The 14,626-nt window shown below is 60.3% G+C and carries 15 protein-coding genes; 12 read left to right on the forward strand and 3 right to left on the reverse strand.

The window, feature by feature from the left end:
• Positions 1-27 precede the first annotated feature (27 nt).
• Entirely contained in the window at positions 28-381 is a 354-nt protein-coding gene (gene uraH / locus FPT15_RS04245; RefSeq protein WP_106576519.1) for a hydroxyisourate hydrolase, read from the reverse strand.
• A gap of 388 nt (positions 382-769) precedes the next feature.
• Here uraH and puuE point away from each other — a divergent pair, with 388 nt between their 5' ends.
• The 7 genes from puuE to FPT15_RS04280 all read left to right on the forward strand — a co-directional run bounded on the left by puuE (position 770) and on the right by FPT15_RS04280 (position 8,034).
• On the forward strand, positions 770-1,696 hold the full coding sequence (puuE, locus tag FPT15_RS04250; protein ID WP_145158784.1) for an allantoinase PuuE: 927 nt from the start codon (positions 770-772) through the stop codon (positions 1,694-1,696).
• Positions 1,693-2,208, forward strand: a complete 516-nt coding sequence (uraD, locus tag FPT15_RS04255) for a 2-oxo-4-hydroxy-4-carboxy-5-ureidoimidazoline decarboxylase (protein WP_145158786.1) — start codon at positions 1,693-1,695, stop codon at positions 2,206-2,208. The genes puuE and uraD overlap by 4 nt, the downstream gene beginning before the upstream one ends.
• Positions 2,209-2,286: 78 nt before the next feature.
• On the forward strand, positions 2,287-3,282 hold the full coding sequence (gene alc / locus FPT15_RS04260; RefSeq protein WP_145158788.1) for an allantoicase: 996 nt from the start codon (positions 2,287-2,289) through the stop codon (positions 3,280-3,282).
• 126 nt (positions 3,283-3,408) lie between these two features.
• A complete protein-coding gene (locus FPT15_RS04265) occupies positions 3,409-3,912 on the forward strand; it encodes an ureidoglycolate lyase (RefSeq protein WP_106576515.1) in 504 nt (167 codons plus the stop codon).
• A 50-nt stretch (positions 3,913-3,962) separates the two neighbouring features.
• Positions 3,963-5,264, forward strand: a complete 1,302-nt coding sequence (locus FPT15_RS04270; protein ID WP_145158789.1) for a urate hydroxylase PuuD — start codon at positions 3,963-3,965, stop codon at positions 5,262-5,264.
• A 196-nt stretch (positions 5,265-5,460) separates the two neighbouring features.
• Positions 5,461-6,804: a nucleobase:cation symporter-2 family protein gene (locus FPT15_RS04275; protein WP_145158791.1), complete on the forward strand. Its 1,344-nt coding sequence runs from the start codon at positions 5,461-5,463 to the stop codon at positions 6,802-6,804.
• Positions 6,805-7,248: 444 nt separating this feature from the next.
• The gene (locus FPT15_RS04280; RefSeq protein ID WP_145158793.1) at positions 7,249-8,034 is read left to right on the forward strand and encodes an outer membrane protein OmpK; all 786 of its coding nucleotides are present in this window, start codon (positions 7,249-7,251) and stop codon (positions 8,032-8,034) included.
• 109 nt (positions 8,035-8,143) lie between these two features.
• On the opposite strand, the gene FPT15_RS04285 is transcribed toward FPT15_RS04280, so the two are convergent.
• Positions 8,144-9,292, reverse strand: coding sequence for a patatin-like phospholipase family protein (locus FPT15_RS04285; RefSeq protein WP_145158795.1), 1,149 nt, complete (start codon positions 9,290-9,292; stop codon positions 8,144-8,146).
• Between the two features lie 28 nt (positions 9,293-9,320).
• Complete coding sequence (locus FPT15_RS04290; protein ID WP_145158797.1) at positions 9,321-10,256, reverse strand: lipid A biosynthesis lauroyl acyltransferase; 936 nt, start codon at positions 10,254-10,256, stop codon at positions 9,321-9,323.
• Positions 10,257-10,373: 117 nt separating this feature from the next.
• Between FPT15_RS04290 and minC the strand changes: the two genes are divergently transcribed.
• The 5 genes from minC to FPT15_RS04315 all read left to right on the forward strand — a co-directional run bounded on the left by minC (position 10,374) and on the right by FPT15_RS04315 (position 14,575).
• On the forward strand, positions 10,374-11,111 hold the full coding sequence (minC, locus tag FPT15_RS04295; RefSeq protein ID WP_106576509.1) for a septum site-determining protein MinC: 738 nt from the start codon (positions 10,374-10,376) through the stop codon (positions 11,109-11,111).
• A 199-nt stretch (positions 11,112-11,310) separates the two neighbouring features.
• Complete coding sequence (gene minD, locus FPT15_RS04300) at positions 11,311-12,123, forward strand: septum site-determining protein MinD (RefSeq protein WP_003175251.1); 813 nt, start codon at positions 11,311-11,313, stop codon at positions 12,121-12,123.
• 3 nt (positions 12,124-12,126) lie between these two features.
• On the forward strand, positions 12,127-12,381 hold the full coding sequence (gene minE / locus FPT15_RS04305) for a cell division topological specificity factor MinE (protein WP_003175252.1): 255 nt from the start codon (positions 12,127-12,129) through the stop codon (positions 12,379-12,381).
• A gap of 96 nt (positions 12,382-12,477) precedes the next feature.
• The gene (locus FPT15_RS04310; RefSeq protein WP_106576508.1) at positions 12,478-13,113 is read left to right on the forward strand and encodes an RluA family pseudouridine synthase; all 636 of its coding nucleotides are present in this window, start codon (positions 12,478-12,480) and stop codon (positions 13,111-13,113) included.
• A gap of 172 nt (positions 13,114-13,285) precedes the next feature.
• A complete protein-coding gene (locus FPT15_RS04315; RefSeq protein ID WP_145158799.1) occupies positions 13,286-14,575 on the forward strand; it encodes a M18 family aminopeptidase in 1,290 nt (429 codons plus the stop codon).
• Positions 14,576-14,626: the final 51 nt, after the last annotated feature.

Here is a 14,626-nt window from a genome sequence, read left to right on the forward strand (position 1 = left end):
CTTTGGGGGTGTGAAGCGAGGTGACGCTCAGCTACCGCGATAAGTGGAGTAGCTGTAAGGCGAAATCAGCAGGGGTACATGGTAATGGTCCTGTTCGGCGCTGATGCCAAAACGCAGCACCACCACATCCAGGAAAGCCGGCTCGGGAAGCTGCACACCGCGGGCCCGGTAATAATCGCCGGCACTGAATTGCACCTGGTACACACCGCTGCGGTAATCGTCACCTTGCAGCAACGGCGCGTCGCAACGGCCGTCGCTATTGGTCACGGCGGTGGCGACCAGCTCCAGTTGCGCGCCTTCGACGCGGTACAGTTCAACCTTGATCGCGCTGCCGGGGCAGCCATGTGCGGCGTCCAAAACGTGTGTGGTCAAGCGTCCCATGGCGTCTTTGCGCCTCCCGTAAACAGTAGAAAAGTGATCCGCACTCTTTCAGGGCAGTGAAAAAGCCGGCGATGGCTGATTAAGACACTTTCTAAAAAAATTGTACACAATAAATTCAACAAATATCCCGCACCTCGCAGCCACCGGTTCGCCGACCACCGCGGTGCACCTGATAAAACCCACTGAGGCGATCGCCGGCCAGCCAGCGCCTACCGCTGGACATCCGCGAAAAACTTTTTAGCGTTTAGCTGACCAGTCAGGCAGGTTTCTTGCAGTAGCTTGAGTGCGCGCCGTTGAGAAAAAATGCAGAAATGCGGGCTTACAAAGTCGGCGATAAGTTGTATACAATCACTCATCGCTACTACGACGAACAAGAAGGAAGACTGCAGTGAGCGCTGACTACCCACGCGACCTGATCGGTTACGGCAGTAACCCTCCTCACCCCCACTGGCCGGGCAAGGCACGCATCGCGCTGTCTTTCGTACTCAACTACGAAGAAGGCGGCGAGCGCAACATATTGCACGGCGACAAAGAGTCCGAGGCATTTCTTTCGGAGATGGTCTCGGCTCAGCCGCTGCAAGGCGAGCGCAACATGAGCATGGAGTCGCTGTATGAATACGGCAGCCGTGCCGGCGTGTGGCGCATCCTCAAATTGTTCAAAGAATTCGATATCCCGCTGACCATCTTCGCCGTGGCCATGGCCGCCCAGCGCCACCCGGATGTGATCCGCGCAATGGTCGCCGCCGGCCATGAGATCTGCAGCCACGGCTATCGCTGGATCGACTACCAGTACATGGACGAGGCCCAGGAGCGCGAGCATATGCTCGAAGCCATCCGCATCCTCACCGAGCTGACCGGCGAGCGCCCATTGGGCTGGTACACCGGTCGCACCGGCCCCAACACCCGGCGGCTGGTGATGGAGGAAGGCGGCTTTCTGTACGACTGCGACACCTATGACGACGACCTGCCCTACTGGGAACCCAACAACCCCACCGGCAAGCCGCACCTGGTGATCCCCTACACCCTGGACACCAACGACATGCGCTTTACCCAGGTGCAGGGTTTCAACAAGGGCGATGACTTTTTCGAGTACCTCAAGGATGCCTTCGACGTGCTGTATGCCGAAGGCGCTGACGCACCGAAGATGCTTTCCATCGGCCTGCATTGCCGCCTGATCGGCCGCCCGGCGCGCCTCGCCGCCCTCAAGCGTTTTATCGAATACGCCAAGGGCCATGAACACGTCTGGTTCACCCGACGCGTCGATATTGCCCGCCACTGGCACGAAACCCACCCGTACACGGGAGCGGCGAAATGACTGCGTTCCAAACCTTGAAACCGTCGAGCCTGAGCCGCGATGCATTCGTGACAGCCTTCGCCGACATCTACGAACATTCGCCATGGGTGGCCGAAAAGGCCTTCGACCTGGGCCAGGACGCGTCGATCGACCAGATCGAAACCCTGCACCAGCGCATGAGCGACATCCTGTTGAGCGCCGATCATGCCAGCCAGCTGGCGCTGATCAACGCTCACCCGGACCTGGCGGGCAAAGCTGCCGTCCAGGGCCAGTTGACCGAAGCCAGCACGAATGAACAGGCTGGCGCCGGTATTCACCAATGCTCGAGCGAGGAATTTTCTCGCTTCACCGAGCTGAACGATGCCTACAAGGCCAAGTTCAAGTTTCCCTTCATCATGGCGGTAAAAGGCAGCAACCGGCACCAAATCCTCGCCGCGTTCGAAACGCGCATTCACAATTCGGTGGAAGCCGAGTTCAAATGCGCCCTGGCCGAGATCAACAAAATCGCGTTGTTCCGATTACTGACCCTTTAGCAGACCTGGCCCGAGCGCTCATGACGCCCAGGGCCTGGCGAGCATCCCAAGCCACTTTATTTAAGGCAGACAAGAAGAATGAAAGCTTACGCCGTACCTTTCGAGAAGTTCGTCAACTTGGCCGACGCCCGTCTGGGCACCAAGATCCTTTCGGTGACCGATGACTGGTTCGCTGACGCCAACCGCCTGTTCCAGCCGACACCGGCCGTGTGGAAGGAGGGCGTTTTCGATGACAACGGCAAGTGGATGGACGGCTGGGAGTCGCGCCGCAAGCGCTTCGAAGGCTACGACAGTGCGGTGATCCGCCTGGGCGTGCCCGGCTCGATCAAGGGCGTGGACATCGACACTTCATTCTTCACCGGCAACTACCCGCCGTCGGCGTCCCTGGAGGCGTGCTTCCTGGCCTCGGGCGATCCTGATGAAAACACCCAGTGGGTGGAAGTGCTGTCGGCCGTCGAGCTGCAAGGCAACAGCCACCACTACCACGAAATCAGCAACGACCAGGCGTTCAGCCACCTGCGTTTCAACATCTACCCGGATGGCGGCGTAGCCCGTCTGCGCGTGTATGGCGTGCCGTTCCGCGACTGGTCGTCGGTGGGCGACAACGAACAAGTCGACCTGGCCGCAGCCTTGAACGGTGGGCGCGCGCTGGCCTGCTCCGATGAACACTTCGGCCGCATGAGCAACATCCTCAACCCGGGCCGTGGCATCAACATGGGCGACGGCTGGGAAACCGCACGTCGTCGTACGCCAGGCAATGACTGGGTCATCGTCGCGCTGGGGCACCCGGGCGAAATCGAGAAAATCATCGTCGACACCCTGCACTTCAAGGGCAACTACCCGGACACGTGCTCGATCCAGGGCGCGTTCGTCAAAGGCGGCACCGACAGCCAGATCGAAACCCAATCGCTGTTCTGGCGCGAACTGCTGCCGGCGCAGAAGCTGGAAATGCACGCCGAACACACCTTCGCCGAGCAGATCAAGGCGCTGGGCCCGATCACTCACATCCGCCTGAATGTGTTCCCCGATGGTGGCGTGAGCCGCCTGCGGGTCTTGGGCAAAGTAGCTAAATAAGCGGTGAGCCCATCGCAGGCAAGCCAGCCCCCACATTTGAATGTATTTGCGAATCAAAATGTGGGAGCCGGGCTTGCCCGCGATAGTAATAGAACAAACAACACAGACCTCGGATAAGAGACAGCCATGCGCACACTAGTGATCGAACCCCTGACCAAAGAAGCCTTCGCCCCTTTCGGAGACGTTATCGAAACCGATGGCAGCGATCACTTCATGATCAACAACGGGTCGACCATGCGCTTTCACAAGCTGGCAACGGTAGAAACCGCCCAGCCTGAAGACAACGCGATCATCAGCATCTTCCGCGCCGACGCGCAGGACATGCCGCTGACCGTGTGCATGCTGGAGAGACACCCGCTGGGCAGCCAGGCTTTCATTCCGCTGCTCGGCAACCCCTTTCTGATCGTGGTCGCGCCACTTGGCGATGCACCTGTATCGGGCTTGGTCCGCGCCTTCGTCACCAACGGCAGGCAGGGCATTAATTACCATCGCGGCGTCTGGCACCACCCGGTGCTGACGATCGAAAAGCGGGATGACTTCCTGGTGGTTGATCGCAGTGGCACCGGCAATAACTGCGATGAGCATTTTTTCAAAGAGGATGAGCGGTTGATCCTCGCCCCCCACCAATAAGAGAAGGTCTGATCACTCGACAACAGAGTGACAGGCGAGAGGTAAAGACTGTGGAAGCACATTTGATGGAATGGCTGAACCTTAGCGTGCGCTGGGTTCACATGATCACCGGCGTCGCCTGGATCGGCGCTTCGTTCTACTTCGTCTGGCTGGAAAACAACCTCAATCGCGTCAACCCCAAGGACGGCCTGGCCGGTGACTTGTGGGCGATTCACGGTGGCGGTATCTACCACCTGGAAAAATACAAACTGGCCCCGCCGACCATGCCGGACAACCTGCACTGGTTCAAATGGGAAGCCTATTTCACCTGGATGTCCGGCATCGCGCTGCTGTGCGTGGTGTTCTACGCCAACCCGACCTTGTACCTGCTGGCCCCGGGCAGCAGCCTCAGTGGCCCCGAAGGCGTACTGCTAGGCATCGGCTCACTGTTCGTCGGCTGGTTCATCTACTCCTTCCTCTGCGACTCGGCCCTGGGCAAACGCCCTGCCCTGCTCGGTTTGATCCTGTTCGTACTGTTGATTGCTGCCGCGTACGGCTTCAGCAAGGTGTTCAGCGGGCGTGGTGCCTACCTGCACGTGGGTGCGGTGATCGGCACCATCATGGTCGGCAACGTGTTCCGCATCATCATGCCCGCCCAGCGTGCGCTGGTAGCGGCCATTGCCGAGAACCGCACGCCGGACCCGGCGCTGCCCGCCAAAGGCTTGCTGCGCTCACGGCACAACAACTACTTCACCCTGCCGGTGCTGTTCATCATGATCAGCAACCACTTCCCGAGCACCTACGGCAGCCAATACAACTGGCTGATCCTGGCCGGTATTGCGGTGGCAGCCGTGTTGGTACGGCACTACTTCAACACCCGTCATAACAGCCAGAAGTACGCGTGGACCTTGCCGGCTGGCGCACTGGCGATGATTTGCCTGGCGTACGTGACCGGTCCGAAACCGGTGTCGACGGCTCCAGATGTGGCCAAGGCTCCGGCTGCCATCGAGTACCAGCCGCTGCCGGAAACGGCACTGGGTGGCGGGCTCAAACCGGCTGCGCCAGCGGCACCCGCACCGGCCCCCGCTGAAGCAGCACCGGCGCAGGCATCGATTGACTTTGACAAGGTGCATGGGGTGATTCAGGAACGCTGCGCCGTGTGCCATTCGGCCAAGCCGACCAGCCCCCTGTTCAGTACCGCGCCGGCGGGCGTGATGTTTGATACGCCGCAGCAGATCCAGCAATTGGCCCCGCGCATTCAGGCGCAGGCCGTGGCCAGCCAGATCATGCCGCTGGGCAACATCACCCAGATGACTCAGCAGGAGCGCGACCTGATCGGCACCTGGATCAATCAAGGAGCCCGCACCAATTAACTGATTCATACAGAACCCATGTGGGAGCTGGCTTGCCTGCGATAGCGGTGTATCAGGCACCGAAAGGGCGGGATGACCCACCGCCATCGCAGGCAAGCCAGCTCTCACAATTGGGATCGGCGTCGTTTTGAAGATCGAGTTCCACCCGGCAATTGAATGCCAAACAACACAAAAATAAAAAGATTCGAGGTGTTGCATGTCCCAGTTAGAACCGCAGACTCCTGCCGCGCCCGCCATGGTGCGGCTGCCCCTCTTGCAACTGATTCTGGTAGGCCTGCAACACGTCTTGCTGATGTACGGCGGCGCCGTCGCCGTGCCCCTGATCATTGGCCAAGCCGCCGGTTTGAGCCGTGAAGAAATCGCCTTTCTGATCAACGCCGACCTGCTGGTAGCCGGTATCGCCACCATGGTGCAGTCGTTCGGCATCGGCCCGGTGGGCATTCGCATGCCGGTGATGATGGGCGCCAGTTTTGCCGCCGTCGGCAGCATGGTGGCGATGGCCGGCATGCCCGGTATCGGCTTGCAGGGGATCTTCGGCGCAACCATTGCCGCCGGGTTCTTCGGCCTGCTGATCGCGCCGTTCATGTCCAAGGTGGTGCGCTTTTTCCCGCCGTTGGTGACCGGCACCGTGATCACCGCCATCGGCCTGTCGCTGTTTCCGGTGGCCGTGAACTGGGCCGGTGGAGGCAGCGCCGCCGCCACGTTCGGCTCGCCGGTCTACCTGGCGATTGCCGCGCTGGTACTGGGCACCATCCTGCTGATTAACCGCTTCATGCGCGGCTTCTGGGTGAACATCTCGGTGCTGATCGGCATGGCGCTCGGCTATGGCCTGTGCGGCATGCTCGGCATGGTTGACCTCAGCGGCCTGGCGCAAGCGCCGTGGGTGCAGGTGGTGACGCCACTGCATTTCGGCATGCCCAGGTTCGAGTTGGCGCCGATCCTGTCGATGTGCCTGGTGGTGGTCATCATCTTTGTCGAGTCCACCGGCATGTTCCTCGCCCTGGGCAAAATCACCGGCCAGGACGTCTCCCCAAAGATGCTGCGCCGTGGCCTGCTGTGTGATGCCGGCGCATCGTTTTTTGCCGGCTTCTTCAATACGTTTACCCATTCCTCGTTCGCGCAGAACATTGGCCTGGTGCAGATGACGGGCGTGCGTTGCCGCTCGGTGACGATCATGGCCGGCGCGTTTTTGATTGTGCTCAGCCTGTTGCCCAAAGCCGCCTTTCTGGTGGCCTCGATTCCACCGGCGGTACTCGGCGGCGCGGCAATTGCCATGTTCGGCATGGTCGCCGCGACCGGGATCAAGATCCTGCAGGAAGCCGATATCGCCGACCGGCGCAACCAGTTGCTGGTGGCGGTGAGCATCGGCATGGGCCTGATCCCGGTGGTGCGTCCGGAGTTCTTCGCGCAATTGCCCTTATGGATGAGCCCGATTACCCACAGCGGAATTGCCATGGCCACCCTCAGCGCGTTGTCGCTGAATGTACTGTTCAACATTCTGGGAGGTGCTGAACGCCCCGTTGTCGCCCACACGCATTGATTCCACCTGTTTTTAAAAACAACAAAAATAATAAACAACAGGAAACACGCACATGCACGCCATCCACCTAGGGCCGGCCACCCGCCGCGCCCTATTCTTGCCCCTCGCGCTCTCTAACAGCGCACTTGAGCCAAGGCCTGGGAGCCAGTATTCTCCGCGCCCGCTCGAATCGACTCAAAAAAAAACAGCGAATGTAAAAGCTGACTGTAGGGCCAACTTATCCCGGCCCCGCAGTGGCTGCCAAAGTGCGCAAAAGCCCCCTGAATTCGACTGCAGTTTGTGCAGCCGACGGGGATTTTTTGGCTTTTTGAACACCTTGGCGCAGCTCTTGCTAAAAGCATTAAAGCTGACCATACAGACGATTTTTTCAGCGAACCCAAAGGCGCCACACCAGAGCGCCTGCGTAGAAAAACAACCATAAAACTTTGACTCGGGAGCAACCGAATGAAACCTATGTTGAAAGGCCTGATGCTGGCAGGATCCCTGCTGGCCGGTGGCCAAGCCGTCGCGGGCGATCTGTTGCAGTGGCAAAACAACAGCCTGACGTATCTATGGGGCAAGAACTTCACCGTCAACCCGCAGATTCAGCAGACCGTCACGTTTGAACATGCCGATGCCTGGAAGTACGGCGACAACTTCTTGTTCGTCGACCGCATCTTTTACAACGGCAAGGAAGACGGCAACGTCGGCCCAAGTACCTACTACGGCGAGTTCAGCCCGCGTTTGTCGTTCGGCAAGATTTTCGACAAAGACTTGTCATTCGGCCCGATCAAAGATGTATTGCTGGCCTTCACTTACGAGTTCGGCGAAGGCGATAACGAATCGTACCTGTTGGGCCCGGGTTTTGACTTGAACATCCCGGGTTTCGACTACTTCCAGCTGAACTTCTATCAGCGCCAGACCGAAGGCAATCGGCCGGGTGACGGCGTATGGCAAATCACGCCGGTCTGGTCTTACACCATCCCCGTGGGCAACTCCAACGTGTTGATCGACGGCTTCATGGACTGGGTCGTGGACAACGACAAGAACGCCCGTGGTACTTACCACGCCAACCTGCACTTCAACCCGCAGGTTAAATACGACCTGGGCAAGGCGCTGCACTGGGGCGAGAAGCAGCTGTATGTGGGTTTTGAATACGACTACTGGAAGAACAAGTACGGGATTGAAGATTCCGGCGCGTTCAAGACCAACCAGGACACCGCGAGCTTCCTGGTCAAGTACCACTTCTGATTGAGCAACGCCAATCCCCTGTGGGAGCTGGCTTGCCTGCGATTGCACTCTGTCTATGCCACCTGTGCTGGCTGACACACCGTTATCGCAGGCAAGCCAGCTCCCACATTCAGATCGTGTTCAGCCCAAGGAATCTGGACAATTCCTCGCGCTTGGCCAACGCATCCTTCCTGCCCAACTCGATCAACTCGCTGCAATACCCCGCCTCGAACAGCAAGTAACTCAGCACCCCTGCCCCGCTGGTTTTGGTCGCGCCCGGCCCGCGCAAGAACAGGCGCAACGCTGCGGGCAACTCCTGGCGATGCCGCGCGGCGATTTCATCAATCGGCTGGCTCGGCGCGATCACCAACACCTCCACCGGGGCCAGGCCCTGGATCGCCGCATCCGCCGGCAACACGTGGCTGAACTGGTTCAGACGCTCGAGCAATTCGATATCGCTCTCCAGGCTGTCAATGAACGTGCTGTTGAGCATGTGCCCACCGATCTGCGCCAGGGTGGGTTCCTGGCCGGTGTAGGTGCGTTGCGTGGAAGGCTCATTGCCGCGCGGATTGCCACTCACGCCCACCACCAGCACCCGACTGGCGCCCAGGTGTAAGGCCGGGCTGATCGGCGCGGATTGGCGCACCGCGCCATCGCCGAAATACTCCTGATCAAGTTTGACCGGAGCAAACAGCAAGGGGATCGCCGAACTGGCCAGCAAGTGTTCAACCGTCAGTTGGGTGGGCATGCCGATACGCCGATGGCGCAGCCACGCATCGATAGTGCCGCCGCCCTGATAAAACGTCACTGCCTGCCCGGACTCATAGCCGAAAGCGGTGACCGCGACCGCGTGCAGGTGGTTGTTACGGATGGCCGCATCGATGCCGTCCAAGTGCAGTTTGTCGTTGAGCAATGCGCGCAACGGTGTGCTGTCGAGCAACGCGACCGGCACCTGAGCCCCCAGGCCGAGCAAGCTGTGGATCAAGAAACGACTGGCCTGGCGGATAACGCCAGGCCAGTCGCTGCGCAGCACCCGATGGCTGCGAAAGCCCTGCCAGAACGCCGTGAGGCGCTCGATGGCAGCAGTGAAATCAGTCGCGCCGCTGGCAAGACTCACCGCATTGATCGCCCCTGCTGACGTGCCGACGATCACCGGAAAGGGATTGGGCGCCCCTGGCGGCAGCAATTCGGCAATCGCTGCCAAGACCCCCACCTGATACGCCGCTCGCGCCCCGCCGCCGGAAAGAATCAAGCCTGTGACCGGTTCAGTTGGGCGCATTGCATCACTCCATGTGGGGCAGAAAGCGTTATCGACGGCGTTTTTCGTACAGCTTGGGCTCACCCGGTGGCCGGCTCTTGAAACGCCGATGGGTCCACAGGTATTGCTCCGGGCATTCGCGAACCGACGCCTCGACCCACTGGTTGATGCGCAGGCAGTCGATCTCATCGGTTTCGCCCGGGAAGTCGGTCAACGGCGGGTGGATCACCAGGCGGTAACCACTGCCATCGGCCAGGCGTTCCTGGGTGAACGGCACCACCAGCGCCTTGCCCAGGCGGGCAAATTTGCTGGTGGCGGTGACGGTGGCGGCCTGAATGCCGAACAGCGGCACAAAGATACTTTGCTTGGCGCCGTAGTCCTGGTCCGGTGCGTACCAGATGGCGCGGCCGGCGCGCAGCAACTTGAGCATGCCGCGCACGTCTTCGCGCTCTACCGCCAGGGAATCGAGGTTATGCCGCTCGCGGCCACGGCGCTGAACGAAGTCGAACAGCGGGTTGCCGTGCTCGCGGTACATGCCATCGATGGTGTGTTTCTGGCCGAGCAGCGCCGCGCCGATTTCCAACGTGGTGAAGTGCAGGGCCATAAGAATCACACCCTTGCCATCGAGCTGCGCCTGCTTGAGGTGCTCCAGCCCTTCGACATGGGCCAGGCGTGCCAGGCGCTGACGCGACCACCACCAGCTCATGGCCATCTCGAAAAACGCGATGCCGGTGGAAGCGAAATTTTCCTTGAGCAGCTTCTTGCGCGCTTTGGCGGATTTTTCCGGGAAGCACAGTTCCAGGTTGCGCGCGGCGATGCGGCGGCGCTCGCCAGCCACGCGGTACATGCCCGCGCCCAATAAACGACCAATGGTCAACAACGCGCGGTATGGCAACTGGGTGATCAGCCACAGCAGGCCGAGCCCCAGCCATAGCAGCCAAAAACGCGGGTGAAAAAATACAGCTCGAAAACGCGGGCGATCCATTACAGATTCCGGTAAAGACAGGGCCGCGCATTCTACAACGTTCGACTCGGCTTGCGGCCCGTGGATGTTCTCGTTATAAGTCTCGACACTTTTCGTGACAAGCCGCTTTTGCCGACCATGAGCCAAACCGAACCGCTAGACCAAGATCCCGTGTTCCAGCTGAAAGGCAGCATGCTCGCCATCACCGTGCTGGAACTGGCCCGCAATGACCTCGATGCCCTGGACCGCCAACTGGCCGCCAAGGTCGCCCTGGCGCCGAACTTCTTCAACAATGCCCCGCTGGTGTTGGCCCTGGACAAACTCCCGGCCGGCCAGGGCGCGATTGATTTGCCCGGGCTGATGCGCGTTTGCCGCTCGCATGGTTTGCGCACTCTGGCGATTCGCGCCAGCCGTATTGAAGACATCGCTGCGGCAATCGCCATTGAACTGCCAGTACTGCCACCGTCGGGTGCCCGCGAGCGACCGCTGGACCCGAGCGAAGGTGAAGTGAAGAAAAAACCGGAGAAACCGCCGGAGCCCACCGTCAAGCCTACAAAGATCATCACCTCCCCCGTACGCGGCGGGCAGCAGATTTACGCCCAGGGCGGCGACCTGGTAGTGATCGCTCCCGTCAGTCCGGGTGCGGAACTTCTTGCCGATGGCAACATCCATGTATACGGCCCGATGCGCGGACGTGCCCTCGCCGGCATCAAGGGTGATACCAAGGCCCGTATTTTTTGCCAGCAGTTGACCGCTGAGCTAGTGTCCATCGCAGGCCAGTACAAGGTTTCAGAAGATTTGCGCCGTGATCCGCTGTGGGGGGCCGGGGTACAAGTCAGCCTGTCGGGCGATGTGTTGAACATCATCCGTCTTTAACGGATACTGCCGCATTTTCCAAGCATCTCTAGACTCTGATAGCACAGCGAAACCGGCAAGATTTGCGTAGGAATATTCGAAGTTGGCGTTTCCCCTTGGGAAACCACATCTTTTCCTACAAAGGCTGTCCGCCTGCAGCGAGTTCCAAGAGATGTTTTTCAGGGGCTGAAAAGTCCTTTTTCCTTAGGGGTGAAACACCTTGGCCAAGATTCTCGTGGTTACATCCGGCAAGGGTGGTGTGGGTAAGACCACCACCAGCGCCGCTATCGGTACCGGCCTCGCTTTGCGCGGCCACAAGACAGTCATCGTCGACTTCGACGTCGGTTTGCGTAACCTCGACCTGATCATGGGCTGCGAACGCCGCGTGGTGTACGACTTCGTCAACGTGGTGAACGGCGAAGCCAACCTGCAACAGGCCCTGATCAAGGACAAGCGCCTTGAGAACCTGTACGTACTGGCCGCCAGCCAGACCCGCGACAAAGACGCGCTGACCAAGGAAGGCGTAGGCAAAGTTCTCGCCGAGCTGAAAGAAACCTTCGAATACGTGGTGTGTGACTCGCCGGCCGGTATCGAAACCGGTGCTCACCTGGCGATGTACTTCGCCGATGAAGCCATCGTGGTGACCAACCCGGAAGTCTCCTCGGTACGTGACTCGGACCGCATGCTGGGCCTGTTGGCCAGCAAGTCCAAGCGCGCCGAAGAAGGCCAGGACCCGATCAAGGAGCACTTGCTGCTCACCCGCTACAACCCTGAGCGCGTCAGCAACGGCGAAATGCTTGGCGTTGAAGACGTGAAGGAAATCCTCGCAGTGACCCTGCTGGGCGTGATCCCGGAATCCCAGGCCGTCCTGAAGGCTTCCAACCAGGGCGTTCCGGTGATTCTTGACGACCAGAGCGACGCCGGCCAGGCGTACAGCGATGCCGTTGATCGCTTGCTGGGCAAGACCGTGGAACATCGCTTCCTCGATGTTAAGAAGAAGGGATTCTTCGAGCGTATCTTTGGAGGCAACTAAACAATGAAATTTCTCGACTTCTTTCGCGCCAACAAAAAGCCAAGTACCGCGTCGGTAGCGAAAGAGCGTCTACAGATCATCGTGGCGCACGAACGCGGCCAACGCAGTACCCCGGACTACCTGCCAGCCTTGCAGAAGGAACTGGTCGAGGTGATCCGCAAGTACGTCAATATCGGCAACGATGACGTGCATGTCGCCCTGGAAAACGACGGCAGCTGCTCGATTCTGGAACTCAATATCACCCTGCCTGATCGTTAATCGAAAAGGCGGCCGCCACGGCGGCTCGGTCACCTTGATCCCTGTTGGGGAACCGGGTGGGCGAGCCGCCGTTGGCGTTTGTTACGAGGCTGTTTAATGCCGCTGTCCACTATCCATATCCTGCACCAGGACGACGCTGTCCTGGTGGTGAACAAGCCGACCCTGCTGCTCTCGGTGCCCGGCCGCGCCGATGACAACAAGGACTGCCTGATCACCCGCCTGCAGGAAAACGGCTACCCCGAAGCCCGCATAGTCCATCGCCTGGACTGGGAAACCTCAGGGATCATCCTGCTTGCACGCGACGCCGATAGCCACCGTGAACTGTCGCGTCAGTTTCACGACCGCGAAACCGAAAAAGCCTACACCGCCCTGGCGTGGGGCCAGCCGGCACTGGACAGCGGCAGCATCGACCTGCCCCTGCGCTACGACCCGCCGACCAAGCCACGCCACGTGGTCGACCACGAGTTCGGCAAACACGCGCTGACCTTCTGGAAGGTATTGGAGCGTTGCGGCGACTGGTGCCGCGTCGAGCTGACGCCGATCACCGGGCGTTCGCATCAATTGCGCGTGCACATGCTGTCGATCGGGCATCCACTGTTGGGTGACGGCCTGTACGCCCACGAACAAGCCCTGGCCGCCTGGCCACGCCTGTGCCTGCACGCGAGCATGCTGAGCTTCACCCACCCGCAAAGCGGCGAGCGGCTGCGCTTCGAGTGCCCTGCACCGTTCTGAGTGGGCAATGAGATCAAAAATGTGGGAGCGGGCTTGCTCGCGAATGCGGTGTGCCAGTCATAGATAGACTGGCTGATCCACCGCCTTCGCGAGCAAGCCCGCTCCCACATTTGTTCTGTGCACTTCTTGCCATCGAACGGTAAACTCCGCGCATTGCTGTCTGGAGCTATTTATGCGCGAAGCGTTGAATCAAGGCCTGATCGACTTCCTCAAGGCCTCCCCTACTCCTTTTCATGCCACTGCCGCCCTCGCCCAGCGCCTGGAAGCGGCCGGTTACCAGCGTCTCGACGAGCGCGAAACCTGGACCACCGAGGCCAACGGTCGTTACTACGTGACCCGTAACGATTCGTCGATCATCGCCTTCAAGCTCGGCCGCCACTCGCCGCTGCAAGGCGGGATTCGCCTGGTCGGCGCCCACACCGACAGCCCGTGCCTGCGCGTCAAGCCCCAGCCGGAGCTGCAACGCCAGGGCTTCTGGCAGTTGGGCGTGGAAGTCTACGGCGGCGCGCTGCTGGCGCCGTGGTTCGACCGCGACCTGTCGCTGGCCGGCCGCGTGACCTTCCGCCGTGACGGCAAAGTCGAAAGCCAACTGATCGACTTCAAGCTGCCCATCGCGATCATCCCCAACCTGGCCATTCACCTGAACCGTGAAGCCAACCAGGGCTGGGCGATCAATGCGCAGACCGAGCTGCCGCCGATCCTCGCGCAATTTGCCGGTGACGAACGCGTGGACTTTCGCGCCGTGCTCACCGAGCAACTGGCGCGCGAACATGGTTTGAACGCCGACGTGGTGCTCGACTACGAGCTGAGCTTCTACGACACCCAAAGCGCCGCGGTGATTGGCCTCAATGGTGACTTCATCGCCGGTGCGCGCCTGGACAACCTGCTGTCGTGCTACGCCGGCCTGCAAGCCTTGCTCACCAGCGAAACCGACGAAACCTGTGTGCTGGTGTGCAACGACCACGAAGAAGTCGGCTCCTGCTCGGCGTGCGGCGCCGATGGCCCGATGCTGGAACAGACATTGCGCCGCCTGTTGCCTGAGGGTGATGAATTCGTACGCACCATTCAGAAATCACTCTTGGTGTCGGCGGACAATGCTCACGGCGTGCACCCCAACTATGCCGAGAAACACGACGCCAACCACGGCCCGAAACTCAACGCGGGCCCGGTGATCAAGGTCAACAGCAACCAGCGCTACGCCACCAACAGCGAAACCGCCGGCTTCTTCCGCCACCTGTGCATGGCCCAGGAAGTGCCGGTGCAGAGCTTCGTGGTGCGCAGCGACATGGGCTGCGGCTCGACCATCGGCCCGATCACCGCCAGCCACCTGGGCGTGCGCACGGTGGACATCGGCCTGCCGACGTTTGCCATGCACTCGATCCGTGAACTGTGCGGCAGCCACGACCTGGCGCATTTGGTGAAGGTACTCGGTGCGTTTTACGCGAGCCACGATCTGCCCTGATGTCAGGGCGCGACCATCGCAGGCAACCTGCGCCCCCACTTGATCTGTGAA

The sequence above is a fragment of the Pseudomonas sp. RGB genome (assembly GCF_007713445.1).
Lineage (GTDB): Bacteria > Pseudomonadota > Gammaproteobacteria > Pseudomonadales > Pseudomonadaceae > Aquipseudomonas.

Excerpts from the sequence above, each read along its gene's own strand:
- uraH (WP_106576519.1), bottom strand. The coding sequence starts at position 381 with ATGGGACGCTTGACCACACACGTTTTGGACGCCGCACATGGCTGCCCC.
- uraD (WP_145158786.1), top strand. The coding sequence starts at position 1,693 with ATGACTGCGTTCCAAACCTTGAAACCGTCGAGCCTGAGCCGCGATGCA.
- alc (WP_145158788.1), top strand. The coding sequence starts at position 2,287 with ATGAAAGCTTACGCCGTACCTTTCGAGAAGTTCGTCAACTTGGCCGAC.
- FPT15_RS04265 (WP_106576515.1), top strand. The coding sequence starts at position 3,409 with ATGCGCACACTAGTGATCGAACCCCTGACCAAAGAAGCCTTCGCCCCT.
- FPT15_RS04275 (WP_145158791.1), top strand. The coding sequence starts at position 5,461 with ATGTCCCAGTTAGAACCGCAGACTCCTGCCGCGCCCGCCATGGTGCGG.
- FPT15_RS04280 (WP_145158793.1), top strand. The coding sequence starts at position 7,249 with ATGAAACCTATGTTGAAAGGCCTGATGCTGGCAGGATCCCTGCTGGCC.
- FPT15_RS04285 (WP_145158795.1), bottom strand. The coding sequence starts at position 9,292 with ATGCGCCCAACTGAACCGGTCACAGGCTTGATTCTTTCCGGCGGCGGG.
- FPT15_RS04290 (WP_145158797.1), bottom strand. The coding sequence starts at position 10,256 with ATGGATCGCCCGCGTTTTCGAGCTGTATTTTTTCACCCGCGTTTTTGG.
- minC (WP_106576509.1), top strand. The coding sequence starts at position 10,374 with ATGAGCCAAACCGAACCGCTAGACCAAGATCCCGTGTTCCAGCTGAAA.
- minE (WP_003175252.1), top strand. The coding sequence starts at position 12,127 with ATGAAATTTCTCGACTTCTTTCGCGCCAACAAAAAGCCAAGTACCGCG.
- FPT15_RS04310 (WP_106576508.1), top strand. The coding sequence starts at position 12,478 with ATGCCGCTGTCCACTATCCATATCCTGCACCAGGACGACGCTGTCCTG.
- FPT15_RS04315 (WP_145158799.1), top strand. The coding sequence starts at position 13,286 with ATGCGCGAAGCGTTGAATCAAGGCCTGATCGACTTCCTCAAGGCCTCC.